The sequence below is a fragment of the Sporofaciens sp. JLR.KK001 genome, assembly GCF_036941055.1.
Classification (GTDB): domain Bacteria; phylum Bacillota; class Clostridia; order Lachnospirales; family Lachnospiraceae; genus Sporofaciens.
This window is the reverse complement of sequence record NZ_JAYMNO010000001.1, coordinates 4,780,606-4,806,798: the sequence shown is the minus strand read 5'-3', so window position 1 is coordinate 4,806,798 and position 26,193 is coordinate 4,780,606. Positions and strand designations below refer to the sequence as shown.

23 protein-coding genes are annotated in these 26,193 nt (G+C 50.7%); 18 read left to right on the top strand and 5 right to left on the bottom strand.

The genetic code is table 11. The features are described 5' to 3' along the window. Positions 1-86 precede the first annotated feature (86 nt). Positions 87-1,286 (top strand): site-specific integrase, encoded by a 1,200-nt coding sequence (locus tag VSQ62_RS24430; RefSeq protein WP_120484741.1) that lies wholly within the window; start codon positions 87-89, stop codon positions 1,284-1,286. Between the two features lie 185 nt (positions 1,287-1,471). Continuing rightward, positions 1,472-1,942: a low molecular weight protein-tyrosine-phosphatase gene (locus tag VSQ62_RS24425; protein WP_334637352.1), complete on the top strand. Its 471-nt coding sequence runs from the start codon at positions 1,472-1,474 to the stop codon at positions 1,940-1,942. A 440-nt stretch (positions 1,943-2,382) separates the two neighbouring features. On the opposite strand, the gene VSQ62_RS24420 is transcribed toward VSQ62_RS24425, so the two are convergent. Continuing rightward, positions 2,383-4,095, bottom strand: coding sequence for a diguanylate cyclase domain-containing protein (locus tag VSQ62_RS24420; protein ID WP_334637351.1), 1,713 nt, complete (start codon positions 4,093-4,095; stop codon positions 2,383-2,385). A gap of 28 nt (positions 4,096-4,123) precedes the next feature. Next, a complete protein-coding gene (locus VSQ62_RS24415; protein WP_334637350.1) occupies positions 4,124-4,840 on the bottom strand; it encodes an SAM-dependent methyltransferase in 717 nt (238 codons plus the stop codon). A gap of 282 nt (positions 4,841-5,122) precedes the next feature. On the opposite strand from VSQ62_RS24415, the gene VSQ62_RS24410 reads away from it, so the two are divergent. Further along, positions 5,123-6,154, top strand: coding sequence for a 3-deoxy-7-phosphoheptulonate synthase (locus VSQ62_RS24410; protein WP_334637348.1), 1,032 nt, complete (start codon positions 5,123-5,125; stop codon positions 6,152-6,154). Positions 6,155-6,278: 124 nt separating this feature from the next. Here the strand turns inward: VSQ62_RS24410 and VSQ62_RS24405 are convergent, their stop codons facing one another. From VSQ62_RS24405 to VSQ62_RS24395, 3 genes are read right to left on the bottom strand one after another with little or no spacing between them, the layout of a single operon-like run. Next, positions 6,279-7,235 carry a DUF4097 family beta strand repeat-containing protein gene (locus VSQ62_RS24405; RefSeq protein ID WP_334637347.1) on the bottom strand — a complete coding sequence of 319 codons (957 nt, stop codon included), beginning with the start codon at positions 7,233-7,235 and terminating at the stop codon, positions 6,279-6,281. Continuing rightward, complete coding sequence (locus VSQ62_RS24400; RefSeq protein ID WP_334637345.1) at positions 7,225-7,815, bottom strand: DUF1700 domain-containing protein; 591 nt, start codon at positions 7,813-7,815, stop codon at positions 7,225-7,227. The genes VSQ62_RS24405 and VSQ62_RS24400 overlap by 11 nt, the downstream gene beginning before the upstream one ends. After that, positions 7,808-8,131: a PadR family transcriptional regulator gene (locus VSQ62_RS24395; protein ID WP_334637344.1), complete on the bottom strand. Its 324-nt coding sequence runs from the start codon at positions 8,129-8,131 to the stop codon at positions 7,808-7,810. Before VSQ62_RS24395 ends, VSQ62_RS24400 begins: the two co-directional genes overlap by 8 nt. 230 nt (positions 8,132-8,361) lie before the next feature. On the opposite strand from VSQ62_RS24395, the gene VSQ62_RS24390 reads away from it, so the two are divergent. The 15 genes from VSQ62_RS24390 to VSQ62_RS24320 all read left to right on the top strand — a co-directional run bounded on the left by VSQ62_RS24390 (position 8,362) and on the right by VSQ62_RS24320 (position 26,116). Continuing rightward, a complete protein-coding gene (locus VSQ62_RS24390) occupies positions 8,362-9,351 on the top strand; it encodes a beta-ketoacyl-ACP synthase III (protein WP_334637343.1) in 990 nt (329 codons plus the stop codon). Between the two features lie 109 nt (positions 9,352-9,460). Next, a complete protein-coding gene (gene acpP / locus VSQ62_RS24385; protein WP_334637342.1) occupies positions 9,461-9,688 on the top strand; it encodes an acyl carrier protein in 228 nt (75 codons plus the stop codon). 37 nt (positions 9,689-9,725) lie between these two features. Continuing rightward, a complete protein-coding gene (gene fabK, locus VSQ62_RS24380) occupies positions 9,726-10,664 on the top strand; it encodes an enoyl-[acyl-carrier-protein] reductase FabK (RefSeq protein ID WP_334637341.1) in 939 nt (312 codons plus the stop codon). After that, a complete protein-coding gene (gene fabD / locus VSQ62_RS24375; protein ID WP_334637340.1) occupies positions 10,657-11,592 on the top strand; it encodes an ACP S-malonyltransferase in 936 nt (311 codons plus the stop codon). The genes fabK and fabD overlap by 8 nt, the downstream gene beginning before the upstream one ends. Before the next feature lie 19 nt (positions 11,593-11,611). Further along, positions 11,612-12,352, top strand: a complete 741-nt coding sequence (gene fabG / locus VSQ62_RS24370) for a 3-oxoacyl-[acyl-carrier-protein] reductase (protein WP_334637338.1) — start codon at positions 11,612-11,614, stop codon at positions 12,350-12,352. Positions 12,353-12,404: 52 nt separating this feature from the next. Then, on the top strand, positions 12,405-13,643 hold the full coding sequence (gene fabF / locus VSQ62_RS24365; protein WP_334637337.1) for a beta-ketoacyl-ACP synthase II: 1,239 nt from the start codon (positions 12,405-12,407) through the stop codon (positions 13,641-13,643). Positions 13,644-13,658: 15 nt separating this feature from the next. Next, positions 13,659-14,111: an acetyl-CoA carboxylase biotin carboxyl carrier protein gene (gene accB, locus VSQ62_RS24360; RefSeq protein WP_334637336.1), complete on the top strand. Its 453-nt coding sequence runs from the start codon at positions 13,659-13,661 to the stop codon at positions 14,109-14,111. 30 nt (positions 14,112-14,141) lie between these two features. Next, positions 14,142-14,567 (top strand): 3-hydroxyacyl-ACP dehydratase FabZ, encoded by a 426-nt coding sequence (fabZ, locus tag VSQ62_RS24355; RefSeq protein ID WP_334637335.1) that lies wholly within the window; start codon positions 14,142-14,144, stop codon positions 14,565-14,567. 9 nt (positions 14,568-14,576) lie between these two features. Beyond that, complete coding sequence (locus VSQ62_RS24350; RefSeq protein ID WP_334637334.1) at positions 14,577-15,941, top strand: acetyl-CoA carboxylase biotin carboxylase subunit; 1,365 nt, start codon at positions 14,577-14,579, stop codon at positions 15,939-15,941. 29 nt (positions 15,942-15,970) lie between these two features. Beyond that, entirely contained in the window at positions 15,971-17,689 is a 1,719-nt protein-coding gene (locus VSQ62_RS24345; RefSeq protein ID WP_334637333.1) for an acetyl-CoA carboxylase carboxyltransferase subunit alpha, read from the top strand. Between the two features lie 33 nt (positions 17,690-17,722). Next, positions 17,723-18,814, top strand: coding sequence for an NAD(P)H-dependent flavin oxidoreductase (locus VSQ62_RS24340; protein ID WP_334637332.1), 1,092 nt, complete (start codon positions 17,723-17,725; stop codon positions 18,812-18,814). Between the two features lie 54 nt (positions 18,815-18,868). Then, positions 18,869-19,324: a MarR family winged helix-turn-helix transcriptional regulator gene (locus VSQ62_RS24335; protein ID WP_334637331.1), complete on the top strand. Its 456-nt coding sequence runs from the start codon at positions 18,869-18,871 to the stop codon at positions 19,322-19,324. Positions 19,325-19,327: 3 nt separating this feature from the next. Then, the gene (locus VSQ62_RS24330) at positions 19,328-19,990 is read left to right on the top strand and encodes an HAD family hydrolase (protein ID WP_334637329.1); all 663 of its coding nucleotides are present in this window, start codon (positions 19,328-19,330) and stop codon (positions 19,988-19,990) included. Beyond that, entirely contained in the window at positions 19,983-20,708 is a 726-nt protein-coding gene (locus VSQ62_RS24325) for an NAD-dependent protein deacylase (RefSeq protein WP_334637328.1), read from the top strand. The genes VSQ62_RS24330 and VSQ62_RS24325 overlap by 8 nt, the downstream gene beginning before the upstream one ends. A 461-nt stretch (positions 20,709-21,169) precedes the next feature. Next, positions 21,170-26,116 (top strand): VaFE repeat-containing surface-anchored protein, encoded by a 4,947-nt coding sequence (locus VSQ62_RS24320; protein WP_334637327.1) that lies wholly within the window; start codon positions 21,170-21,172, stop codon positions 26,114-26,116. Positions 26,117-26,193: the final 77 nt, after the last annotated feature.

Below are 26,193 nucleotides of genomic sequence, written 5' to 3'. Positions count from 1 at the left end.
CACATGATATAACTATGCGGAGAGCTGGATTTGTGCTATGATAAGAGTGCAAGTCTGGCTCTCTTTTTTTGAAAGGAGAGTTCACGATGAGTGAGAAAAGACGAGATAACCGTAATCGGATTTTGCGAGAGGGCGAGTACCAGCGTAAAGATGGGAGGTATCGGTTCCGCTATATTGATGAGGACGGAAAAGAGAAAAATGTATACAGTTGGCGTTTAGACAAGAATGACCCAATGCCAAAGGGGAAGAAGCGGGAGCCTTCCCTTCGTGAGAAAGAAAAACAGATTGAAGCGAATTTGTTTGACCGTATCGTAACAAACGGTGGCAACTATACTGTTTTGGAACTGGTAGAAAAGTATGTTTCATTGAAAACAGGAGTTCGTCACAATACGGTTGCCGGATATAAAACGGTCATCAATATGCTGAAAAAAGAGAGTTTTGGGAATCTGCGAATTGATAAGGTGCGTTTGTCAGACGCAAAGGCATGGTTGATTAAGCTCCAACAGATTGATGGACGGGGATACAGTTCTATTCATTCTATCCGGGGAGTCCTCAGACCAGCATTTCAGATGGCGGTAGACGATGATTTGCTTCGTAAAAATCCATTTGAATTTGAGCTTGCATCCGTCATTGTCAATGATTCTGTTACCAGAGAAGCGATTACCCGAAAGCAGCAGAGAGATTTGCTGAAGTTTATTCAGGAAGATAAACATTTTAGCAGATACTATGATGCAATCTATATTCTTTTTCACACAGGGCTTCGTATCTCAGAGTTCTGTGGACTGACGGTTTCAGAAATCGAGTTTGGAGAAATGCGTATCAAGGTAGACCATCAGTTACAGCGTACTGCACAGATGCAGTATGTAATTGAAGAACCAAAAACTGACAAAGGCATCCGCTATGTGCCGATGACGGAAGCTGTCGCAGCGTGTTTTCGCAGAATCATTGCCAACCGCAAGACACCAAAAGTTGAACCGATGGTGGAAGGATATGCAGGATTTTTGTTTCTGGATAAAAACGATATGCCGATGGTTGCCCTTCACTGGGAAAAGTATCTGGAGCATATCATTCAGAAATACAACAGGATTTACCGTATCCAGATGCCGAAAGTTACCCCTCATGTATGCAGGCACACCTTTTGCTCTAATATGGCAAAATCCGGGATGAATCCGAAAACCTTGCAGTATATCATGGGTCACGCAGACATCAGTGTAACCTTGAACACTTACACCCATGTGAATTTTGATGATGCAAAGGAAGAAGTATATCGGATAGCGAATAGTTAAAAAAGTCCGTTGGTAAGGACGCTTGCTTTACCAACGGATTTACCAAGATTGCAGGGAAAAACATAAGAAAATACGAGAAGATTTGAGAAGATACCTTGAAAATAAAGGAAAACTCAAAAGTCGGAAAACCCTGAAATATCAAGCGTTTGAGAAGAAATACTGGACTTAAATGGAGATATAAAAAGATGATTAAAGTACTATTTATTTGCCATGGCAATATCTGCCGTTCCCCCATGGCGGAATTCTTATTCCGCGACATAGTACAAAAAAGAGGCCTGTCAGCCCAGTTCTACATCGCCTCTGCCGCCACTAGCAGCGAAGAACTAGGCAATCCGGTTCACTATGGAACCGCTAGCAAATTAATGCAGTATGGCATCAGCACCCAGGGCAAATACGCGGTTCAGCTAAGAAGAAAGGATTATAAGGAATATGATTATATTTTAGGAATGGAATACCGGAACATCAGGAACATTGACCGGATCATCGGCTCAGACCCCGAACACAAGGTATATAAGCTTCTGGATTTCAGCGAGAACCCAAGAGATATCGCCGACCCATGGTATACAGGCAATTTTGACAGAACCTACGATGATATTCTGGAAGGGTGCGAAGGATTCTTGAATTATCTGATCAGCGAAGGAGAAGTAACGCTTTAGTACAGCATTGCATTAATCTTGAAGTAATATGCACCTGCCTTTTGCGCCATCGCTTCGTTGTTGTCAGTCAACAATGCCACCGCATTGCCTCCTTCCTCCGCCTTGCGCTGACACAAAATTCAGTCACCTATTACTTCGGAATTAATGCAATGCTGTACTAGTTCGCTGTCTGTGCCGGATGTATGTCTCAATGCCAAACGGAGTCCGCTGCGGTTCAAGTGCCGGAGGCGTTTATTCCCGCGAGCAACGAGCCAAGCGGGCATGCTTGCATGCACATTTGGCGACTGCCGCGAGGGTCAAAGACCCCGCTGCTCTGCAGCGCTACCAATTTGATGCCCCGTTGCTTGCAGCGGGGTCTTTGACTCATTTTACAAAACCGAAGCGCGGTGCAGAACGTTGGAACATAGACGCACATCCGGCACGGGCACAGAAGCATTCCATTACCGGACAAGCTGCGGATATTTCTCTTTATTCCGGCGTTTGCATTCGTACATGATCTCATCAGCTTTGTGGAGAATATCGTCGTAAGACAAGTCGTTGTTGGCGCCGTCGATCCCTACGATACCGTAGCTGAAGCTGCATTGGTATTCGGCATAGCCTCCCGTCTGGAAGTCTTTTAAGATCTCCGCCATTTTAAGATCTATGAGTTCTTTGATACTGCCGCTTAACACAAGGCAGAACTCATCCCCGCCGATTCTGGCAAATGTATCCTCGCTTCGGAAATTCGCCTTGATCAGCTCTACAAAGTTCTGGATATAGATATCGCCTTCCAGATGGCCGAAAGTATCGTTTACATATTTAAGTCCGTCCAGATCGAGGTAGCATAGAGTAGTATCCTGTTCCTCCCGGAGGATCATCTCCATATATTCCTCGAAAAACAGGCGGTTTTTGATCCCGGTTCCCGGGTCATGATAAGCCTTGCTTGCAAGGTTTTGCGCAGCCCGTTTCTCGTCCGTGATATCGACGATGATATGGACGTGAGAATCATGTTCCTTCCATTGGATCGGGAAGGAAGTGATACGGTAGTGGGTGTCGGCGTCACCGTCCATTTCCCATACTTTATATTGTTCGTCGCAGTTCCATTTCAAGAGCTCATGCTGAAATGGAAGACGCTTTTTGCAGTCGCGGCAGAAGCTTGCATCCACAGCGCCGCCGTGATGCTTTTTGTTGCAGTAGAGGATTTCTTTCGTGTTCGTATCCACGACAAGAAGCCATTCCTTCCGTTTGCTGAGCATTTCGACCATAAGCTCATTATAGCCCTCGATCATCTCGGCATGGTTCTGGACTCTGAGCGCTTCCTGGCGCAGGCGTTCTTCGCGTTCCCTTAACTGCTTGGTCATCTCGTTAAATGCCTCGGAAAAATCCCCAAGATAAGCTACCTGCTGTGAATAATCGCCCTTGGCTACCTGCTGGGCCTGCCAGGTGAGGTGGTTCAGGTTCGCATGAAGATTTTTCAGATTCTCACACAGGAAATTACTCTTGCCTGGGAATGGGACAGACAGATTCCCTTTGGAAAGCTCTGCCGTATATGCTGTTAATTCTTCTATTTCGCTTTGCAGAGAGTGAAGCTCCTGCTTCGAATCATGGTAAGGTTCGCTCAACTCCTGTACATGGAACGAATCCTTGACTTCTGCCTGAAAACGGCATACGCGGTCTCCGGTTGCCCAGCAGTCGATCTCAACCGCAGTGTACGGGCTGCCGGTATAAGCGGTGAGGATTCCTGATATGAGGCCCTCATCGTAATTGCATACCGTTTCTCCAAGTGTGGGGAGACCGGAACAGTCGGCGTCTTCCGAGACTGTGAGGATGATCTTGCCTGTATCTTCATTTATTTTTTCGATTCGTAGAACCCCCATTTTGAATCTCTCCAACTGCTTTTGAAGCTGGGCGGCAAATTCAGAGAACGGCAGTGACAGATCCAAATGCTGTTTTGCAAAATATTGTCCTGCCCGGTAACCTGCATTACGGAAAATGCGGATCTGGTCATTTCGTCCGAATTGTTCGGTCAGTTCTTCGCGGAGGGAATATTCCAATAGCCGGTAAACTGCTACAGGTATCTCTTCACCCAGATTTTCGCGGCCGTTAGCTGATGTATGTAAGTAATCTGCAAGTTTCAGATTGGTCTGTTCTGTTATTAATGTATTATCTTCCACAATTATTTCCCCTCTCTGTAAATTTTGTTTACGATGCTTTTTTAACCTTTATATAAATGCCCACAAAGCAAGTATACGGTTTGATGATTGTTTCAAAATGCTGCTTATCATTTTGCGCAAATCTATTATTTACCGCAAGCCAATCATCCCATGCTTTGCTGAAGCAATCCATTTCCCATGTTGTCACCGACTCAATTCTATCGCCGCTGCCGATCAGTTCCCTCCAGTGTTTCGGGCTTTTGAACATATAAGCGTCGTCTCCAAGCCAATCGGAGAGAAGCTCTTTGGCACGGCCTGTATATTCATCCTTGAGACCGGGGATTCCAATTAGGACCGTGCCGTTATCTTTTACAAATGGTAAAATCTTTTCCTGAAAAAATCCCTTGAATCCTGCAAAGTAATGATAAGAATCAATGCTGATCAGAGCACGGAACTGCTTTTTTTCAAAATGAAGATGATTCGCATCTTCGCACATAGGTGTTACCTGGTCTTTGACGCCCCATTTGGCAAACCGTTTTCCATTATCTTCTGCGCTGATCCACAGATCATTTGCAATAACTTTTGCTTTTGTTTCTTTTGCAATGACAAGACTTGTCAGTCCTGTTCCGCATCCCAGATCGAGGATTATATCATCAGGAACGAATTGTAAAGGATATTTATCGACCAGCTCAGCCAATATCCTTATGCTATTAGGTCCCATCATCGTTTCAGACGAAATATATGTCTTATAGTTGCTTATATCCATATGGAATACCTCCTCCAGGCTATGTATCAGTGTCTCTCAATTTAACATTGGCTACATTATACTGCAATAACTTTTCGGATGGAATAGATTTTATGAAAGTTTATCATAAATAAAAGTACCATATGCCATGTGGCAGCGTCAAAAGACATTGACACAAGTGAGCCGAGATATTATATTGATAAATATGAGTGTACCGACCGCTTATCCTGCAGGCTTTAGATTCGCGCTGTGTGATCGGCGCAGGCGGTAAGGGCTCAGTACAGGAGTTTAGGAGGAAAGCCAATGTCAATTAAGATCAATCATGAGCTGCCGCTGCCGGAGGTATTGAAGGCAGAGTATCCGGTTTCTGACAGGATCAGAGAGATAAAGCAAAAGAGAGATGAAGAGATCAGAGATATATTTACGGGAAAGAAGGACAAGTTCATAGTCCTGGTAGGGCCGTGTTCCGCGGATAACGAAGAATCCGTGTGCGAATATACGAGAAGGCTTAAGAAGGTGTCCGATCAGGTGGCGGACAGGGTGTTGGTGATACCCAGAGTCTATACCAACAAACCGCGGACGACCGGCGACGGATATAAGGGGATGCTGCATCAGCCGGACCCGGAGAAGGAACCGGATCTGCTGGCAGGGATCATCGCGATTCGTAAGATGCACATCCGTGTGATGGAGGAGACAGGGCTTTCTACGGCGGACGAGATGCTGTATCCCGAGAACCGGAGTTATCTGGACGACGTGCTGTCATACGAGGCTATAGGAGCGCGGTCTGTGGAGAATCAGCAGCACCGCCTGACAGCCAGCGGTATGGATATCCCGGTCGGGATGAAGAATCCGACCAGCGGAGATCTGTCGGTTATGCTGAATTCCGTCACCGCGGCTCAGCATCCTCATCGTTTCATTTATCGCGGGAACGACGTGGAGACCAGCGGAAACGAACTGGCGCACACCATCCTGCGGGGCGGTGTGGACAAGTACGGGAAGAATATACCCAACTACCATTATGAGGATCTTGCGCGTCTTGCGGAAATGTATGAGAAGTGGAATCTGAAGAATCCGGCTGTGATCGTAGATGTGAACCACTCTAATTCCAGTAAGCAGTATAAGGAGCAGATCCGTATCGTAAGCGAAGTGTTGCACAGCAGGAATTATAACCCGGAGCTGAAGCGGTTGGTGAAGGGGGTTATGATAGAGAGCTATCTTGTGGAAGGAAGGCAGGATATCGCGGAGAACCTGGTATACGGACAGTCTATTACGGACCCGTGTATCGGGTGGGAGGATACGCAGAGGTTGATTTACGATATCGCTGAGAAATGCTGATATGCGTGAGGTAAGAATGATATCGCAGAGAAATGCTGATATGCGTAAGGCAAGATACGGCAGATCGTACTATATCTTGCCTCTATTCCTGAGAAGCAGCGGGCCGTTTAAGCGGCTTACGGCCTTAGTTGACAGAATCGATCCCGATATTTCCACTGTCGCAGGATACGGATATCTTTTTCTTCCCGTCTCCGGCGGCCTTATAACGAATGTCGCCGTCGTCGTCCGTGAAGGTTCCCTGGCTCTTGTCATCTATGAAGATATCTCCGTACTCTGTGTACAGATCGAATCCGTAGGAGGAGATATTGCCCGCAACCCCAAGCTGAACGTCCCCGAACTCATTCGTGATCGTCACATCGGAGAGGTCTGCGCGTCCGATCTGGCAATTACCGGAGTCCAGCTTAACGTTCAGTTTGCCTCCCGATACGTCAGAGAGAGTGACTTCCCCGTATTCATTCTGGATCTCGGTTCGGTCTGCTTTTAGGGTATCGATGAAGAGATTGCCGCTGTCCATGCGGATATTCAGGTCTGTACCAGTATATTTATCCAGCCGGATATTCCCGTATTCGCTCTTAATGTCCAGTCTGTCTGCCTTTAATGCAGATATTTCAAGCTCTCCGCTGTCCAATTCCAGGGAGACGTCGGATAATTTTGTGTTTTTGGGAATCTCTACCCTTACATAATACCTTGGATCGCTTACAGACAAGCCCAAATTGCCCGTAGAGAATCCCAGATGAAACATTTTAAACGATTCGGGCTCTCTAAAGATCAGCCGGTTATTCCTGACCTCGCAGACCGGGCTGCCGTATTCGCCCGCGATACAATACTCAATTGCAAATCTGTCAGAAGCTGCAAGCTCTACGTCTGCATAATCGACCATCAGCTCTATGCTGTTAAATGGATCCAATTCCTTGCTGCCTTCCGAAGGCTCTGTGATATTCGGGTCGCCGGCAGAGTGCAGGCCTCTTCCGTCAATATAGAATCCTGCATGTCCGCCCATCATCCGTCCTGCCGTCAGGACGACGGTGCCGAATATGACCGAGATGAATGCCGCTGTTATCCATATCTTTTTATTTCTCATGTTTTCTGCCTCCTTTCGCGATCCTGCCGAACAGCCGGGTCACCATACGCAATAACCCCTTCCCCAGTCCGATGCTGCCAATTATCAGCAGGATGCCGATACCAAGTCCTATGAATCCGGCGCCCAGCGTAGCAACACCGTCTGCAAATGAAGTGAACAGCATCCATACGCCGATAATGATGCATGGAATTGCGGACACAGCGACAGAGATAGTCACTATAAATACGCAGAGGATCAGTGTGAAGATGAGTATGACCAGCGTCAGTACCATGACGCCGAGCATCAATGCGAAGGGTAATCCGATCGGGGCGGCGAAGACGGCCAGGATTCCGATCCATACAGCCGAGAACCCATGCCGTACATCCCTGGCAGGCTCTCTGGCATTCTCGACCGCGAAGTCCCGGATGATCTGATCCGCCGCCAGTTCAGGCGTTCCCAGGTCTTCGATCGCCTGGGCTTCATTATCCGGCCCGGCTTCCTCGAAATATTCTGTAAAATAAGAAATTGCCTTGTCGTATTCTTCTTTGGGCAGCCGCCTGAGCCGGTATTTCAGATGGCTGATATATTCGTCTCTACTCATGCTGTACTCCTCCTGTTTTCACGATCTGATCTACCGTATCACGGTAAGTATTCCACTCTTCTGACAGTGTCCGGCAGTGTTGGCGGCCGGATTCGGTGATTCTGTAATACCGCCGGTTCCGTCCCTGATAGGCCTGGTCATAGACAGTCAGGAAACCCTGTTCCTGCAGCCGCTTAAGGACAGGGTAGAGTGTGGAGTCCTTCGTATGGGATACTCTCTTGATGATCTGGCTCAGTTGATAGCCGTAGGCATCCGTTTTCGCAGTGACCGACAGGACAAGCAGGTCAAACATCGGTGCGTTCATTGGAAATATCATAGTGATTCTCCTTAATATACTTAGAATAAGTATATTATATTTTATATAATATATGTTGTCAAGTAATATATATAGTTAATATATATTATCGTGCGCAGACCTGTTTGAATGGTTACGTCTGCACTAAAAAATAATATTTTGATATTCAAAATACTTGACAAGCAAAACAAAATGAGATATACTTTGAAAATCAAAATAATTTAAATTCAAAACAAATCAGAGGAATTCATATGACAGCGACAATATGCGGGACGGGTTCATACATACCGTCATATACAATGGATAATAATGATATTGCCCGGCTGGTGGAGACCAGCGATGAATGGATCCGGGAGAGGACCGGGGTCGCAAGAAGGCACATCGCGAAGGATGAGACGACGGTTTCCATGGCGGCAGAGGCGGCGGGAAGGGCGCTTGCGGATGCAGGCATACCGCCGGAAGAGGTGGATCTGATCCTGGTATCGACCATTTCTTCTGATGTGATCCTTCCCTGCGCGGCGTGCGAGGTTCAGAAGGAGATCGGCGCGCTGCATGCAACCTGCTTCGACTTAAGCGCGGCGTGTACAGGATTCGTCCTTGCCTATAATACGGCGTTGGCTTACTTAAGCCAGGGCGTCTATCGGACGGCGTTGGTGATCGGCAGCGAGAGCCTTTCGAATCTGACGAACTGGAAGGACAGAGGAACCTGTATCCTGTTCGGAGACGGAGCGGGGGCGGCGGTGCTCCGGGCTGTAGATCCGGAGAAGAGAGCGTATCTTCCGGTGACCCATTCTGACGGGAGCAAGGGGGCGGCGTTAAGTTGTAAGAGCCGGCACGATTATAACGGGCTGATCGGGAAGATTCGGCCGGAGGCGATGCTGGACGAATCGCATTACATGCAGATGGACGGCCAGGCAGTATTCAAGTTTGCCGTGAAGAGAGTGCCGGAGGTGATTGGAGAGGTGCTGAAGCTGAATCGGCTCGATACTGATGAGATCGCTTACTATATCCTGCATCAGGCGAATAAGAGGATCGTAGAGGCTGTAGCGAAGCGCCTGAATGAACCGATGGAGAAGTTTCCCATGAATCTGCAGGAGTATGGCAATACTTCTTCTGCAAGTATTCCGATCCTGCTCGATGAGATGAACCGGGAGGGCAGGCTTGCCGCGGGACAGAAGCTTGTGCTGGCAGGCTTTGGAGCAGGGCTTACCTGGGGAGCGGCGGTCATAGAGTGGAGATAGAATAAGGCTGTAAACTGAGGACCGCGGCACAGATGTGACAGATTGTATTTGGAGCTGGTCCGCCAGTTTATATATAAACAAGAATATAAAAATCAAAGGAGAATGAATCATGTTAGAGAGAATCAAAGAAATCGTATCAGAGAATTTGGGAGTTGACAGTGCACAGATTACAGAAGGATCTTCTTTCAAGGATGATCTGGGAGCAGATTCCCTTGATCTGTTCGAGATGGTGATGGCGCTGGAGGACGAATACGAGATTGAGATTCCGACGGAAGATTTGGAACAGATCGCAACGGTCGGGGATGTTATCAATTATATCAACGAGCATAAAGAGTAAGGAATTTTGTAATTTAAGAAGAAGTGGGGTTAGTAGAATGCAGACAGAAGTAACCAGTTTATTAGGAATTGAATATCCGATCATCCAGGGCGGTATGGCCTGGGTTGCAGAATACCATTTGGCGTCAGCCGTGTCGAATGCGGGGGGACTTGGGCTTATTGGAGCTGCAAGCGCTCCTGCCGAGTGGGTAAGAGAGCAGATTCAGGAAGCGAAGAAGTTAACAGACCGGCCGTTTGGAGTCAATATCATGCTGATGAGCCCTTACGCAGACGAGGTGGCGAAGATCGTTGCCGAGGAGGGGGTCAAAGTGGTGACTACCGGTGCGGGAAATCCTGAGAAATACATGAAGATGTGGAAGGAAGCAGGCGTGAAGGTGATTCCTGTGGTTGCTTCTGTCGCGTTGGCGAAGCGTATGGAGCGCTGCGGCGCAGATGCGGTAGTTGCGGAAGGCTGTGAAGCCGGAGGACATATCGGAGAGAATACGACGATGGTGCTGGTTCCGCAGATCGCAGATGCGGTGAAGATACCGGTGATTGCAGCAGGAGGTATCGCAGACGGAAGAGGAATAGCGGCGGCATTTATGCTGGGCGCGAAGGGAGTACAGATGGGTACTCATTTTGTTGTGACAGAGGAGTCACAGGTTCATGAGAACTATAAGGACAGGATCATAGCTGCGAAGGACATTGATTCAAGAGTAACAGGGAGAACCACAGGACATCCGGTTCGCGCCCTTCGCAATGATATGACGAAGAAATACATTGAATTGGAAAATAAAGGGGCAGGTTTCGAAGAGTTGGAGCAGCTTACGCTTGGCGGGCTTCGCAAGGCTGTCGTGGACGGCGACGTGAAGAACGGAAGCGTGATGGCAGGTCAGATCGCCGGAATGGTGAAGGAGAAGATGACCTGTAAGGAGCTGATCGATAAGCTGGTAAGAGAAACAGATGCGTTGATAAAAGGAGCGGGATTTTATGTCTAAGACTGCATTTATTTATCCGGGACAGGGAGCCCAGAAGGCAGGCATGGGAGCGGATTTCTATGAGAGAAGCGAGACTGCAAGGGCGATCTTCGACCAGGCGGGCGAGAAGCTTGGGCTTGATATGAAGGCGCTTTGTTTTGAGGAGAATGAGAAGCTTGACCTTACTGAATATACACAGGCGGCGCTGGTTACGACTTGTCTTGCTATGACAAGGGTTGCAAAGGAGAGAGGACTTAAGCCGGATATCACGGCGGGCTTAAGCCTTGGAGAATACAGCGCTATTGCTGCGGCAGGCGGAATGGATGATCTGGATGCCGTTCGTCTGGTGCGGAAGAGAGGAATCCTGATGCAGAACACGGTGCCTGCAGGCGAAGGCGGCATGTGTGCGGTGATGGGAATGGAAGCTTCTAAGATTGAAGAGGTACTTGAGGAGATGGATGGTGAGGAGGCAGGCAATGTGACGGTCGCTAACTACAATTGTCCGGGCCAGATCGTCATCACCGGGAAGACGTCGGCGGTAGAGGCAGCGGCAGAAAGGCTGAAAGCGGCAGGCGCGAAGCGTGCCATGATGCTGAATGTCAGCGGACCCTTCCATTCACCGCTTCTTGTGCCCGCAGGCGAAGAGCTTGCGAAGGAGCTTGAAACGGTGACCCTTCACCCTCTTGATATCCCGTATGTTACGAATGTGACGGCAGAGAAAGTGGAAGATATCGGGGTGACCAGGGAACTCCTTACGAAGCAGGTAAGTTCTCCGGTCCGCTGGATGCAGAGTATGGAAGCCATGATCCGGGAGGGCGTGGATATCTTCGTGGAGATCGGACCGGGAAAGACTCTGGCAGGATTCATGAAGAAGATCAGCCGGGATGTGAAGGTATATAATATCGCGGTCTGGGAAGATGTAGAGAAAGTGGCACAAGAGCTGCAGTGACAGGGAAGGGACAAGGAATATGTTGGATGGAAAAGTAGCAGTCATAACCGGAGCGTCAAGAGGGATCGGCAGAGCTGTCGCGATGAAGCTGGCTTCCTTAGGCGCGGTTGTGGTGATTAATTATAACGGGTCTAAGGAGAGAGCCGAAGAAGTGAAGCGGGAGATCGAAGCGGGCGGCGGCAGCGCGGACATATACCAGTGCGACGTGTCCGACTATGGGAAATGCGAGACATTTATCCAGGATGTGATCAGAGAGCATGGACACATTGATATTCTGGTCAACAATGCAGGGGTAACCAGAGACGGGCTTCTGATGAAGATGAGTGAGGAAGCGTTCGACCAGGTGATCAGTACGAATCTTAAAGGGGCATTTAACACGATCCGGTTTGCGAGCCGTCAGATGCTGAAGCAAAGAAGCGGACGTATCATCAATATGTCCTCCGTAGTGGGAGTGACAGGCAATGCAGGGCAGGCCAATTATGCTGCGTCGAAGGCGGGCGTCATCGGGCTTACCAAGGCGGCGGCCAGGGAGCTTGCATCCCGCGGGGTTACGGTCAATGCGATTGCCCCGGGATTTATCGAGACGGATATGACCAGCGTGCTGTCTGAGAAGGTGAGAGAGGCGACGGCTGTGCAGATTCCTCTTGGGACCTTTGGGAAGCCGGAACAGGTGGCGGCTGCTGCGGCGTTTCTGGCATCGGAGGACGCAGGATATATTACCGGGCAGGTGCTGCATGTAGACGGCGGTATGGCGATGTAACAGAACAGCTTGTCTGAAATGTTGCAGATATTAGAAGGAGATAAGGAATCATATGAAAAGAAGAGTTGTAGTGACCGGACTTGGTGCTGTGACACCGATCGGGAATACGGTAGAAGAGTTCTGGAGCAGCGTGAAGGAAGGAAAAGTAGGGATTGGTGAGATCACCAAGTTTGATACTTCAGATTATAAGGTAAAAGTTGCTGCAGAGGTGAAGGGCTTTGCGGCGAAGGAGCATATGGATTTCAAGGCGGCAAAGCGCATGGAGCCATTCTCCCAGTATGCGGTGGCAGCCGCGATAGAGGCGTATGAGGATGCAGGTCTTGACATGGAGAAGGAAGACCCGTTCCGTGCCGGTGTGATCGTCGGATCAGGAATCGGAAGTTTGCAGGTTGTGGAACGTGAGTATGAGAAGATCCTGACCAAAGGACCCGGCAGAGTGAATCCGTTGATGGTGCCGCTGATGATCTCTAATATGGCGGCAGGCAATATCTCTATTCAGTTGGGGCTTAAAGGAAAATGCACGAATGTGGTAACGGCATGTGCTTCTGGTACGAACTGTATCGGAGACGCGTTGCGTGCCATCCAGTATGACGATGCGGATATCATGCTGGCAGGCGGAACAGAGAGCTGCATCTGCCCCACCGGAGTGGCTGGATTTACCAGTCTGACGGCGTTGTCCGCGTCCCAGGATCCTATGCGTGCATCGATCCCATTTGACAAGGACAGGGACGGATTCGTATTGGGCGAAGGCGCCGGAGTGGTAGTCTTAGAGGAGCTTGAGCATGCGAAGGCGAGGGGCGCTAAGATCTATGCGGAGGTTACAGGATACGGCGCGACCGGGGACGCTTATCACATCACTTCACCGGCAGAGGACGGAAGCGGCGCGGCGAAGGCGATGGAGCTCGCTATGAAAGAAGGCGGCGTCTCCCCCAGGCAGGTGGATTACATCAATGCCCATGGAACCGGAACTCATCACAATGATCTGTTTGAGACGCGCGCCATCAAGCTGGCGTTTGGCGAGGCGGCAAAGGGTGTGGTCATCAACTCGACCAAATCCATGATCGGGCATCTGCTTGGCGCGGCAGGCGGAGTGGAATTCATTACCTGCGTGAAGACGATTCAGGACGGATTCATCCACCAGACCATGGGAACGAAGGAAACAGACGCAGAATGTGATTTGAACTATGCTATCGGCGCACCGGTAGAGCGGGAAGTCAATTATGTCCTCACCAACTCTCTTGGCTTCGGCGGGCATAATGCCACATTGCTGCTGCAGAAATACGAAGGGTAGGAGGTGTATGGAAGTATGGAGATTGAGAACCTTATCAGATTGATTGAGACGGTATCCGCGTCTGAACTGACTGGATTAAAGTACGAAGAAAATGGTGTGAAGCTTCACCTGACGAAGAAGAAGGGCCAGGTACAGGTGGTAGCGGCTCCGGAGATAAGTACGGGTATGGAAGGGGCTGTGGCTGCGATAGCTGCGGAAGCTCCTGTGGTTACGGCAGACAGCGCCCCGTCAGGAGGGAAGCTTGTGGAGTCTCCGTTAGTCGGAACCTTCTATGCCGCTCCTGCCGAGGATGCGGCGCCGTTCGTAGCCGTGGGAGACACGGTGAAGAAGGGGCAGACGTTGGCGATCGTGGAGGCGATGAAGCTGATGAATGAGATCGAGAGTGAGTTCGACGGGATCGTGGAAGAGATACTGGTTGAGAACGGGCAGGCAGTAGAGTATGGACAGCCGTTGTTTCGGATTAAGTAGATTGGGTACGCCAAATGAAGGAGAGTAAGCATGAAACTAGACATTAATCAGATCAAGGAGATCATCCCCCACCGCCATCCATTCTTGCTTCTTGACTATATCGAAGATTATGAGCCGGGCAAATACGCCGTTGGGTACAAATGCGTGACCTACCGCGAGGATTTCTTCGCGGGGCATTTCCCGCAGGAACCGGTGATGCCGGGAGTATTGACAGTGGAGGCGCTGGCGCAGGCAGGCGCGGTGGCGATCTTAAGCGTAGAAGAGAATAAGGGCAAGACGGCATATTTCGGAGGCATCAATAAGTGCAAGTTCAAGGGTAAGATCGTGCCGGGAGATAAGGTGCGTCTGGAGACGCGCATCATCAAACAGAAGGGCCCGGTAGGAGTCGGCGAAGCGGTCGCCAGTGTGGAAGGTAAGACGGTTGTCACGGCAGAATTGACATTTATGATTGGATAGGTGGTATACATGATCAAGAAAGTATTAATCGCCAATCGGGGCGAGATCGCAGTGCGTATTATCCGTGCCTGCAGGGAGATGGGAATCGAGACGGTGGCGGTCTATTCGGAGGCTGACAGAGAGGCTCTTCACACGAAGCTTGCAGATGAAGCAGTCTGTATCGGTCCTGCGGCATCTTCGGAGAGTTATCTGAGCATGGACCGTATCATCAGCGCTACCATCGTGACAGGAGCCGACGCGATCCATCCGGGCTTTGGGTTCCTGTCGGAGAACAGCAGGTTCGCGGAATTGTGCGAGCAGTGCAATATTACATTTATCGGACCGGATTCCGAAGTTATCGCGAAGCTTGGGAACAAGCAGGAGGCAAGGAATACCATGGTTGCGGCGGGCGTGCCGGTCATCCCTGGAAGCACGGAACCCATCTATGATGCCGGAACAGGCGCGGCCATAGCGGAAGAGATCGGATACCCGGTTATCGTGAAGGCAGCGCTTGGCGGCGGCGGCAAAGGCATGCGTATTGCCGATTCGCCGGAGGAATTCGAGCGGAGTTTCCAGACCGCTCAGAAGGAGACGCAGCTGGCGTTCGGCGATAACACCATGTATATCGAACACTTTGTGCAGCATCCAAGGCACATCGAGTTCCAGATCCTTGCGGATCAATATGGCAATGTGGTCCATCTGGGGGAACGGGATTGTTCTATCCAGCGGAACCACCAGAAGATGATCGAGGAATCCCCTTCCGTCGCCCTGTCTGAGGAACTGAGGGAGCGGATGGGGGAAGCGGCGGTGAAGGCGGCGAAGGCGGCAGGCTATCAGAATGCCGGAACCATAGAATTCCTGCTGGAGAAGAACGGTAATTTTTATTTTATGGAAATGAATACCCGGATCCAGGTGGAGCATCCGGTCACGGAGTGGGTGACGGGGATCGACCTGATAAAGGAACAGATACGGATCGCGTCCGGAAGGAAGCTTGCATTTACCCAGGAAGATATTCATCTCAGGGGGCATGCCATCGAGTGCAGGATCAATGCCGAGAACCCGGGCAAGGGCTTCAGACCGTCTCCTGGGACCATCACGGATATGTATTTGCCGGGGGGCAAGGGAATACGGATCGATTCTGCCATTTACAGCGGTTATACCATACCGCCGTACTATGATTCCATGGTTGCAAAGCTCATCGTATGGGCGAAGAACCGCGGCGAGGCCATACGGAAGATGCAGAGCGCGCTGGGAGAGGTCATCATAGAGGGGATCGACACGAACGTGGATTACCAGTATGAGATCCTTGGCCGTCCGGATTACCTGTCGGGAGACATTGATATCGAATTTATTGCGGAAAATGAAGAGGCGCTTCACAAGGCCCTGTACAGTTAAACAGAATGGGAATGTAAAGGTGACATGATATGAAGCTGGATAATGTGTTTAAGAAGACCAGGCTTGCGTCTGGAAGAAAAGGTTATATTGCGTTGAATTCCTCAAGGCCGGAGGTGCCGGAAGGACTCTTGCGGAAATGTAATAAATGCGGCAGTGCGATCATCGCAGAGGATGTGAAGAGCGACTATTATATCTGTCCGAAATGCGGAGGGTATTTCCGCGTACATGCGTACCGCCGTATCGAGATGGTGGCGGACGAGGGTACTTTCGAAGAATGGGATCTGGAGCTTAAGACTCCCAATCCGTTGAATTACAAGGGATATGAAGAGAAGCTTGGCGTATTGCAGGAGAAAACCGGCCTTGCAGAAGCGATTGTCACGGGAAAGGCGCGGATCGGCGGAACAGAAGCAGTCCTGGGAGTCTGTGACGGACGATTCTTGATGGCGAGCATGGGAGAAGTGGTAGGAGAGAAGATCGCAAGGGCGGTAGAGCGGGCGACCAGGGAACGGCTGCCGGTGATCTTATTTGCCTGCTCGGGCGGCGCCAGGATGCAGGAAGGGATCGTATCTCTGATGCAGATGGCGAAGACTTCGGCGGCGCTCAAGCGTCACAGTGATGCGGGGCTTCTATATATCAGTGTGCTGACGGATCCGACCACGGGCGGTGTGACAGCAAGCTTTGCCATGCTGGGGGATGTGATCCTGGCAGAACCCAGGGCGCTGATTGGTTTTGCCGGTCCAAGAGTGATCGAGCAGACCATCGGGCAGAAGCTTCCCAAGGGCTTCCAGCGTTCCGAATTCCTTCTGGAACACGGATTTATCGACGGGATCGTGGAGCGGCCGCAGCTTAAAGAGACATTATCACAGATTCTGATGCTGCATGTGAAAGGGGATAAAGCCGAGGGTTCGGAAGCCTGCTTGTCTGCAGGAAGCAGCCTTCCCAGAGAACTTAGGGTCAGCAACCGCCTTGCCGAAGCCTGGGACCGTGTTCAACTCTCGCGTATGAATGACCGCCCGGTGGGAAGTGATTATATCCGGGAGCTATTTACGGACTTCATAGAACTTCACGGAGACAGGTATTTCGCCGACGACAAGGCGATCATCGGCGGTATTGCAAGATTCCGGGGAATGCCGGTGACTGTGATCGCCCAGGCGAAGGGGACGAATACCAAGGAGAATATCGAGCGCAACTTCGGCATGCCGTCTCCGGACGGATACCGCAAATCTCTGCGTCTGATGAAGCAGGCGGAGAAGTTTGGCCGTCCTGTGATCTGCTTCGTAGATACTCCGGGAGCTTTCTGCGGGCTTGAGGCAGAAGAACGGGGACAGGGAGAAGCGATCGCCAGAAATATCTACGAGATGTCCGGTCTTAAGGTTCCGGTGCTGTCTATCATCATCGGAGAAGGCGGGAGCGGGGGTGCCCTCGCCATGGCTGTGGCAGACGAGGTGTGGATGTTGGAGAACTCTGTCTATTCCATCCTCTCCCCAGAGGGATTCGCAAGTATTCTGTGGAAGGACAGCTCGAAAGCGAAGGATGCGGCAGGCGTGATGCGCCTCACAGCGGAGGATCTCTATCATATGGGGATCGTTGAGCAGGTATTTGCAGAACCGTCGGGATACACTGCGGAGAATCTGCGGGAAGTCACACAGCCGATCGCGAGTAAGATCGAGCAGTTCCTGCTCCGGTACGAGCAGATGTCCGGCGAGGAGCTTGCGGGGCGCCGTTATGACAGGTTCCGCAGGTTGTAACAGCTAATTGTTTAAAACAACAGGAGAATGACAATGAATGTTCATCCATTGAAGATAGGAAATATAGAAGCAGGTGTTCCAGTTATACAGGGCGGAATGGGAGTGGGTATCAGCCTTGGTAATCTCGCCGGAGCAGTTGCGAAAGAGGGCGGCATAGGAGTGATCTCTGCCGCCCAGATTGGTTTTCGGGAGCCGGATTTTGACACGGATACGGAGGCAGCCAACTTAAGGGCGATCGGGAAGGAGTACAGGAAGGCAAGGGAGATTGCGCCGAAGGGGATCATAGGATTCAACCTGATGGTGGCCATGCGGCATTACGAGGAATATGTCAGGGCGGCGATCGACGCGGGCGCGGACATTATTATATCCGGCGCAGGCCTTCCCATGGATCTTCCGAAGATTGCCGTGGATTCTGAGGTGAAGCTTGCGCCCATCGTATCTACGGAGAAATCAGCCAAGGTCATCTTGAGATACTGGGGCAAGAAATATAGTAGGATGCCGGACTTGCTGGTAATCGAGGGACCAAAGGCGGGAGGACATCTGGGATTTACCAGGGAGCAGCTTAAAGAATACCGGGCGGAGGAACACGGCGCGGACTGCAATGCGGTATACGATGCTGAAGTTAGGAAGATCCTGGATACGGTGAAACAGTATGAGGAACAATATCACTGTAAGATTCCTGCGGCGCTTGGCGGCGGTATCGAGAACCGGCAGCAGGCAGAGCATGCATTTGCCCTTGGCGCGGATGCCGTTCAGGTTGCGACCAGATTCGTGACGACCTGGGAATGCGACGCAGATATCCGTTACAAAGAGGCATATCTTATGGCGGGAGAAGAGGATATCGCTATCGTGAAGAGTCCGGTCGGGATGCCGGGACGGGCGATCATGAATCCATTTATGAAGAAGGTGATGGAGGGGGAGCAGATTCCCCACAGCCCATGCCACAGATGCCTGCATAGCTGCAGCCCGGCCGAGATCCCATACTGCATCACGGACGCGCTGATCCATGCGGCGAAGGGCGAGGTGGACGATGCCTTGTTATTCTGCGGGGCGTATGCATATAAAGCGGAACATCTGGAAACCGTAAAAGAAGTTATTGATTCTCTGATGGCAGAAAGAGTATAATAGAGGATGAGTAATACGGCAACGGAGTTAACGGATCAAAGGAGGTGAATGGGAATGGAACAGGCATATATGACGATCAACAATATCCTGGTGAATCTGATCAACGAGATCTGGGAGCTTGAGGAGAAAGCGATCATTACGGATGAATTCAGGGATCTGACGAACAATGATATGCATGTAATAGAGGCGGTCGGTACAGGTGACGGCAGGAATATGTCTTCCATTGCCAGGAAACTGAATATTACAGTCGGTTCTCTCACAACTGCCATGAACAGCCTTGTGAATAAGAAGTATGTAGAGCGCCGCAGAAGCGAGGAGGACCGAAGAGTGGTGTTTGTGAGGCTGACGGCGAAAGGCGTCAGGGCATACAGGCATCATGAGGATTACCACAGGCAGATGACCCAGGCCGTGCTCGATAAGCTGGATGAGGCAGAGGTACCGGTATTGCTTAAGATGTTGGATGCATTGACGGACTTTTTTGCCGGGTACAGTAAGAAGAAGGAGTCATGACTTATGGTGAAGGGTGTAATATTTGATATGGACGGGCTGATGTTCGATACAGAGAGGCTGTCGACCATTTTTTGGAGACAGACGGGAGAGGAGTTCGGAGTAGATGTTCCGGAGGAGTTCACGTACTGTTTCCGCGGGAGGAATCCGGCGGCTATCCGGGAAGCATTTCTTGAGAGATACGGCGCGGATTTCGATTATGAACGGTTCAGAGAGATAAGAACCCGGCTTCAGTATGACTATATCAGGGAGAAGGGAGTTCCTCTTAAGAAGGGACTGATCGAACTGCTGGAGTATCTGCAAAAGAAGGGGATCAGGGCGGCGGTGGCAACATCCACGGACCGGAAACTTGCCGATACCATGATTGAGAGGGCAGGGGTCAGAGGATATTTTGACGCATTTGCCTATGGAGATATGGTGGAAAGAAGCAAGCCGCATCCGGATGTGTTTCTTAGAGCTGCAAAAGAACTGGGGATTCTTGTCGAGGAATGCCTGGTGCTTGAGGACAGTATTGCCGGGGTGGAGGCAGGAAAGGCTGCAGGCGGCTATATCATCCATATCCCGGATCTTATCGTGGTGCCGGAGGAAGTGAAGGAAGGGATCACGGCGCAGTATGACAGTCTGGACGAAGTGATCGGTTGGTTAGAAGGAGGGGGATCTCATGTATGAGGAAGAGGCAAGGAAGCTTCAAGAGATCATTGACGACAGCAGTGATATCGTATTTTTTGGAGGAGCAGGGGTATCTACGGAGAGCAACATCCCGGATTTCAGGAGTGCGGACGGGTTATATCAGCAGGAATACCGTTATTCACCGGAGCAGATCGTAAGCCACAGTTTCTTCATGCAGAACCCGGAAGGCTTCTATGAATTCTACAAGGAGAAGATGATGTTCCTTGACGCAAGGCCGAACCCGGCGCATCAGAAGCTTGCAGAGCTTGAAGCCGCGGGGAAGTTATCTGCGGTGATCACCCAGAATATCGACGGGCTTCATCAAGCGGCCGGCAGCAGGAACGTGCTGGAGCTGCATGGAAGCATTCACCGCAATTACTGCCAGAAGTGCGGCAAGCTCTACGACGCGGCGTATGTGAAGAGCTCGGACGGGATTCCAAAGTGCGGCTGCGGCGGCCGCATCAAGCCGGACGTGGTGCTCTATGAAGAAGGGCTTGATTCTGATGTGATCCAGAACAGCATCCGGGCGATCAGCCGGGCGGATACCCTGATCATCGGGGGTACGTCGCTGGTGGTCTATCCGGCGGCGGGATTCATAGATTATTTCCGCGGGAAGCATCTGGCGGTGGTCAATAAGAGTGCGACGGCAAGGGAGGTCCGGGCGGAACTTACCATTGCGGCGCCGATCGGGGCGGTATTCGCACAGATCCATGTATGAGTATATTTTAAGGTACCTGACCCTGGGGTTGGGTACTTTTTGTCAAAATTTGTCGAATGGTTATATCTTGTGGAAGCGGCAGAATTGTGGTATTATTTGGTCAAATCAATATCTGTCCATCTATGTACAGTAATGTACTCTTCTGACAGTCTTTCGATTTCGTGATAAGTTTCATTATTATTATTTCAAGCTATATTAAAGTTTTCCTGATACAGCATTGCTGTATTGGTATGAATCTAATTCTGGTTTCTATTACCTCTGTATTGGCCTCAAAGCCGTTGGCGGCCGGCAAGGAGAGGTATCATCAGGTGTCTGCACACCGATTATCCCTTAGTTTTAGTGATCTATATGAAGCTGACGACAGGTAAAATGCCTGGTATTCGTAAGTCTTGCAGAAATCAAAAGTTCCTTACGGGCAGAAGTGATTGAAAACCATGTAAACGAAAGGAGCAATGAAAGGTATGAAAAAAACGAAGAGAGGTTTATCGAGTATTCTTGTACTTGTAATGTGTCTGTCTTTTGCGCTGCAGCGTACAGGGGCCGTATCTGCTTCGGAGGTAGCGGCGGACGGGAATGAGGCAGGGAAGGCGGGACATTCCGTGACATTAGAAGAGGCCGCAGGCGGGAAGCTTCGGTTTGGAGAAGAACAGGAGAGGACGAGAGCTTATAATGAAGGGGATCTTGTATCCTTCCAGGCGGAGCCGGAGGAAATGTTTGTATTGGAGAAGTTAATAGTTATGGATGCAGCGACGGAAGAAGAGATGCCCGGACCGGAGCGGACGGAGGAAGGAGTCTGTACCTTCCTTATGCCGGGGCGCGATGTGATCGTCAGGGGGACATTTGTCCGAAGGGAGGAATCGGATAAGAATGGAGCGGCAGATGAGACGGCCGGAGCAGAAGATACAGCAGAAGACGGCGCAGACATAGCGGAACCAGTGCAGATAAATGCTGCAAGGGCTTATGCGGCGGTAAGGGCAGGGGGCACCTCAAGCCAGCTTCGTGCCAAGATCGGGCGGATCCGGGTATATAACGACAACAGCGAACAGATCAAGACGTATAACGAGGGGATGCTGGGAGTAGACGGGAAAGCTGCCTTCTGTCTGAATCCGCTTACGAATTTTGCCGGCGGTAATGTCACTGCAGTGAATCTGCTGGAGTATGGGATCAAGCAGTCGGACATCACGGCGTGCGCGTTGTATATCAAATATGCTTACGAGCATAACGAGCTGACGGAGAACCAGAAGTACCTGGCGGCGCAATGTCTGGTCTGGCGGCACCTCAACGGTCCTTTCAGCTGGAACTGCGGCAATATCCATGTGGACGGCTCGGATTTTGACCTTGAGCTGCAGAACCAGGTATATGCGGATGCCATCAGCAAAGTTGCGGCGAATATGGGTAAATACGTGGGTGGGGGGACTGCTTATCTGAATGGTGCTTCTCAGCCTTTGGCACATTTTACACTCCGCGAGATTCCGGAACAGCCGGATATTCCGGATGTTCCAGAAGTGCCGGAAGAGCCGCCCAAAGGATTCGCAAGATTGGTGAAGGAATCGGCGAATACGGAGATTACGGAGAATAACTCCTGCTATTCCCTGGGCGGCGCCCAGTATGGCGTATATCAGAACAGAGCGTGTACACAGCTTGAGACGACACTGATCACGGATACCAGAGGGCGGTCCGATACCGTGGAGCTTGAGACGGGTACCTATTATGTGAAGGAGAAACAGGCGCCTAAGGGATATATTCTGGATACCCAGGTGCATACCGTGAAGCTCAGCGAAGGAAAGACGTCTGTCATCCGTGTGAGCGATGAGCCGGTTCATGATATGGCGGCCATCGAGTTGTACAAGATCGACCGGGGAACCAGGATGCCGGGAGCAGAAGGGGCGGCGTCCCTTGAAAATGCCAGATTCCGGGTGAATTTCTACCAGGGCTATTATGATAAGGAGCATCTTCCAGGTAAGCCGGCAAGAAGCTGGGTGCTGAAAGCAAGGACCGGAGAGCCGGCAGACCAGGCTGCAAGGAGCGGCAGACTCTTAGAAGAGACTGAGAAGGTATCGGGGGATGAATTCTACAAGGTCGGCAATACCATCACGCTGCCTCTTGGAACTATCAGTGTCGAGGAGGTACAGCCGCCGGCAGGTTACCTTCTGAACCCGTTATATTTGCAGGCGGGAAGCGGGGCAGAGAGAGGCGAGGGTATCTATGTCTCACAGATTCTGCAGAACGGAACACAGGCGTCGCTTAACGGCGGGAATGAGTACAAAGTAGCAGACGGTGTATTTCGGGGAGATTTTGAATTAACCAAGATCGACAAGAATACCCAGGAGCCTATGGAAGGAGTGCAGTTTCGGCTCACATCTAACACGACGGGAGAAGTACATGTATTTACCACGGATGCGAACGGTCATTATTCTTCTAACTCTGCGTATGCGCCGCACAGCCACAATACCAATGGAGGCGGAATCGGGGACGGAATATGGTTCGGACTGAATGCGGACGGACAGACAGCGGCGGTAGACGACACGGTAGGCGCGCTGCCCTATGATACTTATACTCTGGAAGAGTTAAAGTGTGCCGCGAATGAAGGGAAATATCTCTATAAGGGATCTATTTCCATCACGCGGGACAGCTATACGGTGAACCTTGGCAACATTGAGAATGCGGACATCCGTATCGGCACTTCTGCGAAGGATGAAACGACAGGCACCCATTATGCGAAGGCAGACAGTGATACGACCATCATAGATACGGTCGACTATATCGGACTTAGAAAAGGGGAAAGCTTCAGGATGGTCGGAACTCTGATGAACCGGACGACGGGGGATCAGGTAACAGGCGAGGACGGAAATCCGGTTATGGTGACGAAGGAATTTACGCCGAAGGATTCCAACGGTACAGTTGAGATGGAATTCTTCTTTGATGCGTCTGCGCTTCGGGGCATGGATGTGGTCGTATTTGAAGAACTGTACAAAGGCGGCGAGAAGCTGGCGGAGCATAAGGATATCAATGACGCTTCCCAGACCATTCATTTCCCGGATATTGCCACTCAGGCCGTTGACCGGGAGACGGACAGCAACCTCTCCAAAGCGGATGAAGAGATCGTTATCGTGGATACGGTGTCTTATGAGAATCTTCGGGTAGGACGTAAATATACCGTAACGGGAATCCTGATGGACAAAGAAACGAAAAAAGCGGCGTTAGACCAGAAGGGGAATAAGATCGAGGCTCAGACAGAATTCACAGCAGAGACGGCAAACGGTACGGTGGAAGTGATCTTCCGGTTTAACGGCAGGGGGATGGGCGGCAGAACGCTTGTCGCATTTGAAACGCTGGAGCGAGACCACCGGGAGTATGCGGTGCATAAGGATATCGGTGATGAAGCCCAGACTATCTATATCCCGAAGATCGGGACGGTGATCCATGATGATGATACGAAGCAGCATTTGTCTCGTGCAGACGCGGATGTAACACTGGTGGACGTGGTCAAATACGAGAATCTTGTGCCGGGAAGGGGCTATGTCTTAAAGGGGATGCTGATTGATACGAAGACGAAGAAGCCGGCATTGGATGCGGAAGGGAATGAGATCACGGCCCAGGCTTCTTTTACACCGGATCAGAAGAACGGCAGTGTGGAAATGGTATTTAAGTTCGACGGCTCTAAGCTTGCGGGAGAGACCCTGACGGCCTATGAAGAGCTGTTCTATAACGGCAAATCCGCGGCAGAGCACAAGGATGCTGAAGATGCAGACCAGACCGTTTATTTTCCGAAGATCGGGACAGAAGCATCCGATGAGAAGACTGACCTTCGGATGTCCTATGCGGATGAAGAGGTGACCATTAAGGATGTGGTACGTTATGAGAATCTGATCCCGGGGAAGAAGTATACCATGCAGGGTGCGCTGAAGGATAAAGTAAGCGGTCAGCCCTTGAAGGATGCCGACGGTAAGGAGATCACGGCGGAGACGGAATTTACGGCGAAGAAAGCGAACGGCGAAGCAGAAGTGATCTTCCGGTTTGACGGCCGTCTGCTTGCAGGGAAGGTTACGGTCGCTTTCGAGGAATTATTGATAGAGAAGAAAAGTATTGCCGTTCACGCAGACCTGAATGATGAGCCGCAGACTGTTAAGTTCCCGAAGCTTCGAACGACAGCCCTTGATAAGGAGACGGGGGTCAATCTGACGATGGCGGCAGAGGAGATTACCATAACAGATACCGTAGAATATCAGCATCTGGTGACCGATCATCAGTATCGGCTGGAAGGTGTGCTGATGGATCAGGAGACAGGAGAACCGGCCCTGGATGCCGATGGCAAAGAGATCCGCGCGAAGGCAACCTTCGTGCCGGAGGAATCTGACGGAACCGCAGAGATGACCTTCCGTTTCCCGGGAGAAGGACTTGACGGACATTCCTTCGTTGTGTTCGAGGAATTATATCTTAAGAAGTCGTGGTTTCAGAAGGTACTGATTGCGGTACATAAGGACATAGAGGACGAAGCTCAGACTATCCATATTCCGAAGATAGGAACGACGGTGCAGGATGACGAGACCAGGACGCATCAGGCCAAAGCAGACGGAGAGGTCAGACTTACAGACACCGTATCTTATACCAATGTTCTGGCGGGCTGTGAATATACCCTGAGCGGGATCCTGATGGATCGGGAGACCGGGGAGCCGATCAAGGATACCGACGGAAAGAAAGTGACTGGAGAGACGATCTTCACGGCAGAGGAACCGGATGGAGAGGCTGAGGTTGTATTTGAATTCGACGGAAGCGCTCTCGCGGGAAAGACGGCGGTGGTCTTCGAGACACTTACCTATGAGAAGAAACCGGTAGCAAAGCATGAGGATATCGAAGATGAGAAGCAGAGCATCTATTTCCCGTCCATCAGAACAACCGCGAAGGGCAAAGAAGGCGAAAAAGAAATCCTCCTGCAGGATGTGATCACCATTACGGACCAGGTAGAATATAAGAATCTGCTCACCCAAAAAGAATACAAGATCGTCGGAACCGTGATGGATAAGCACAGCGGATCTGCGCTGATCGCGGACGGCCGTCCGGTCACAGCTGAAGCCGTATTTACCGCCGAGAAACCGACAGGAAGTGTGAACGTGGACTTTACCTTCAAGAATCAGGGATTAGGAGAGCTGGAACTGGTAGTCTTCGAGAAGCTCTATATGACAGAGAATGACAAAGAAGCCGCCGTTCACGAAAACTTGGAAGATAAGGACCAGACAGTGAAGCTGACTAAGAAGCCGATTCCTCCGGCATCACCAAAAACCGGGGATTCCGCTATGCGGCAGGCAGGAATCTATCTGTCCGTGCTGCTGCTCAGCGGATGTTTCGCAATACACATGAGCAGACAGAGAGTATTCCGGAAGAGACGCAGAAAAATGCGGAAAAAGTAAAATGTTATACTGGACACAAAGCCGATCTTCAAGTACAATAGTGAATGTGTAAATAAAAACAGAGTTCACTCGGTATT

What these genes read in the sequence shown, in the direction of transcription:
- VSQ62_RS24425 (WP_334637352.1), top strand. Translation starts at nt 1,472, where the DNA reads ATGATTAAAGTACTATTTATTTGCCATGGCAATATCTGCCGTTCCCCC.
- VSQ62_RS24390 (WP_334637343.1), top strand. Translation starts at nt 8,362, where the DNA reads ATGACAGCGACAATATGCGGGACGGGTTCATACATACCGTCATATACA.
- VSQ62_RS24350 (WP_334637334.1), top strand. Translation starts at nt 14,577, where the DNA reads ATGATCAAGAAAGTATTAATCGCCAATCGGGGCGAGATCGCAGTGCGT.
- VSQ62_RS24400 (WP_334637345.1), bottom strand. Translation starts at nt 7,815, where the DNA reads ATGAGTAGAGACGAATATATCAGCCATCTGAAATACCGGCTCAGGCGG.
- fabF (WP_334637337.1), top strand. Translation starts at nt 12,405, where the DNA reads ATGAAAAGAAGAGTTGTAGTGACCGGACTTGGTGCTGTGACACCGATC.
- VSQ62_RS24405 (WP_334637347.1), bottom strand. Translation starts at nt 7,235, where the DNA reads ATGAGAAATAAAAAGATATGGATAACAGCGGCATTCATCTCGGTCATA.
- VSQ62_RS24430 (WP_120484741.1), top strand. Translation starts at nt 87, where the DNA reads ATGAGTGAGAAAAGACGAGATAACCGTAATCGGATTTTGCGAGAGGGC.
- accB (WP_334637336.1), top strand. Translation starts at nt 13,659, where the DNA reads ATGGAGATTGAGAACCTTATCAGATTGATTGAGACGGTATCCGCGTCT.
- fabK (WP_334637341.1), top strand. Translation starts at nt 9,726, where the DNA reads ATGCAGACAGAAGTAACCAGTTTATTAGGAATTGAATATCCGATCATC.
- VSQ62_RS24320 (WP_334637327.1), top strand. Translation starts at nt 21,170, where the DNA reads ATGAAAAAAACGAAGAGAGGTTTATCGAGTATTCTTGTACTTGTAATG.
- VSQ62_RS24325 (WP_334637328.1), top strand. Translation starts at nt 19,983, where the DNA reads ATGTATGAGGAAGAGGCAAGGAAGCTTCAAGAGATCATTGACGACAGC.
- VSQ62_RS24330 (WP_334637329.1), top strand. Translation starts at nt 19,328, where the DNA reads ATGGTGAAGGGTGTAATATTTGATATGGACGGGCTGATGTTCGATACA.
- fabZ (WP_334637335.1), top strand. Translation starts at nt 14,142, where the DNA reads ATGAAACTAGACATTAATCAGATCAAGGAGATCATCCCCCACCGCCAT.
- VSQ62_RS24335 (WP_334637331.1), top strand. Translation starts at nt 18,869, where the DNA reads ATGGAACAGGCATATATGACGATCAACAATATCCTGGTGAATCTGATC.
- fabG (WP_334637338.1), top strand. Translation starts at nt 11,612, where the DNA reads ATGTTGGATGGAAAAGTAGCAGTCATAACCGGAGCGTCAAGAGGGATC.
- fabD (WP_334637340.1), top strand. Translation starts at nt 10,657, where the DNA reads ATGTCTAAGACTGCATTTATTTATCCGGGACAGGGAGCCCAGAAGGCA.
- VSQ62_RS24410 (WP_334637348.1), top strand. Translation starts at nt 5,123, where the DNA reads ATGTCAATTAAGATCAATCATGAGCTGCCGCTGCCGGAGGTATTGAAG.
- VSQ62_RS24395 (WP_334637344.1), bottom strand. Translation starts at nt 8,131, where the DNA reads ATGATATTTCCAATGAACGCACCGATGTTTGACCTGCTTGTCCTGTCG.
- acpP (WP_334637342.1), top strand. Translation starts at nt 9,461, where the DNA reads ATGTTAGAGAGAATCAAAGAAATCGTATCAGAGAATTTGGGAGTTGAC.
- VSQ62_RS24345 (WP_334637333.1), top strand. Translation starts at nt 15,971, where the DNA reads ATGAAGCTGGATAATGTGTTTAAGAAGACCAGGCTTGCGTCTGGAAGA.
- VSQ62_RS24415 (WP_334637350.1), bottom strand. Translation starts at nt 4,840, where the DNA reads ATGGATATAAGCAACTATAAGACATATATTTCGTCTGAAACGATGATG.
- VSQ62_RS24340 (WP_334637332.1), top strand. Translation starts at nt 17,723, where the DNA reads ATGAATGTTCATCCATTGAAGATAGGAAATATAGAAGCAGGTGTTCCA.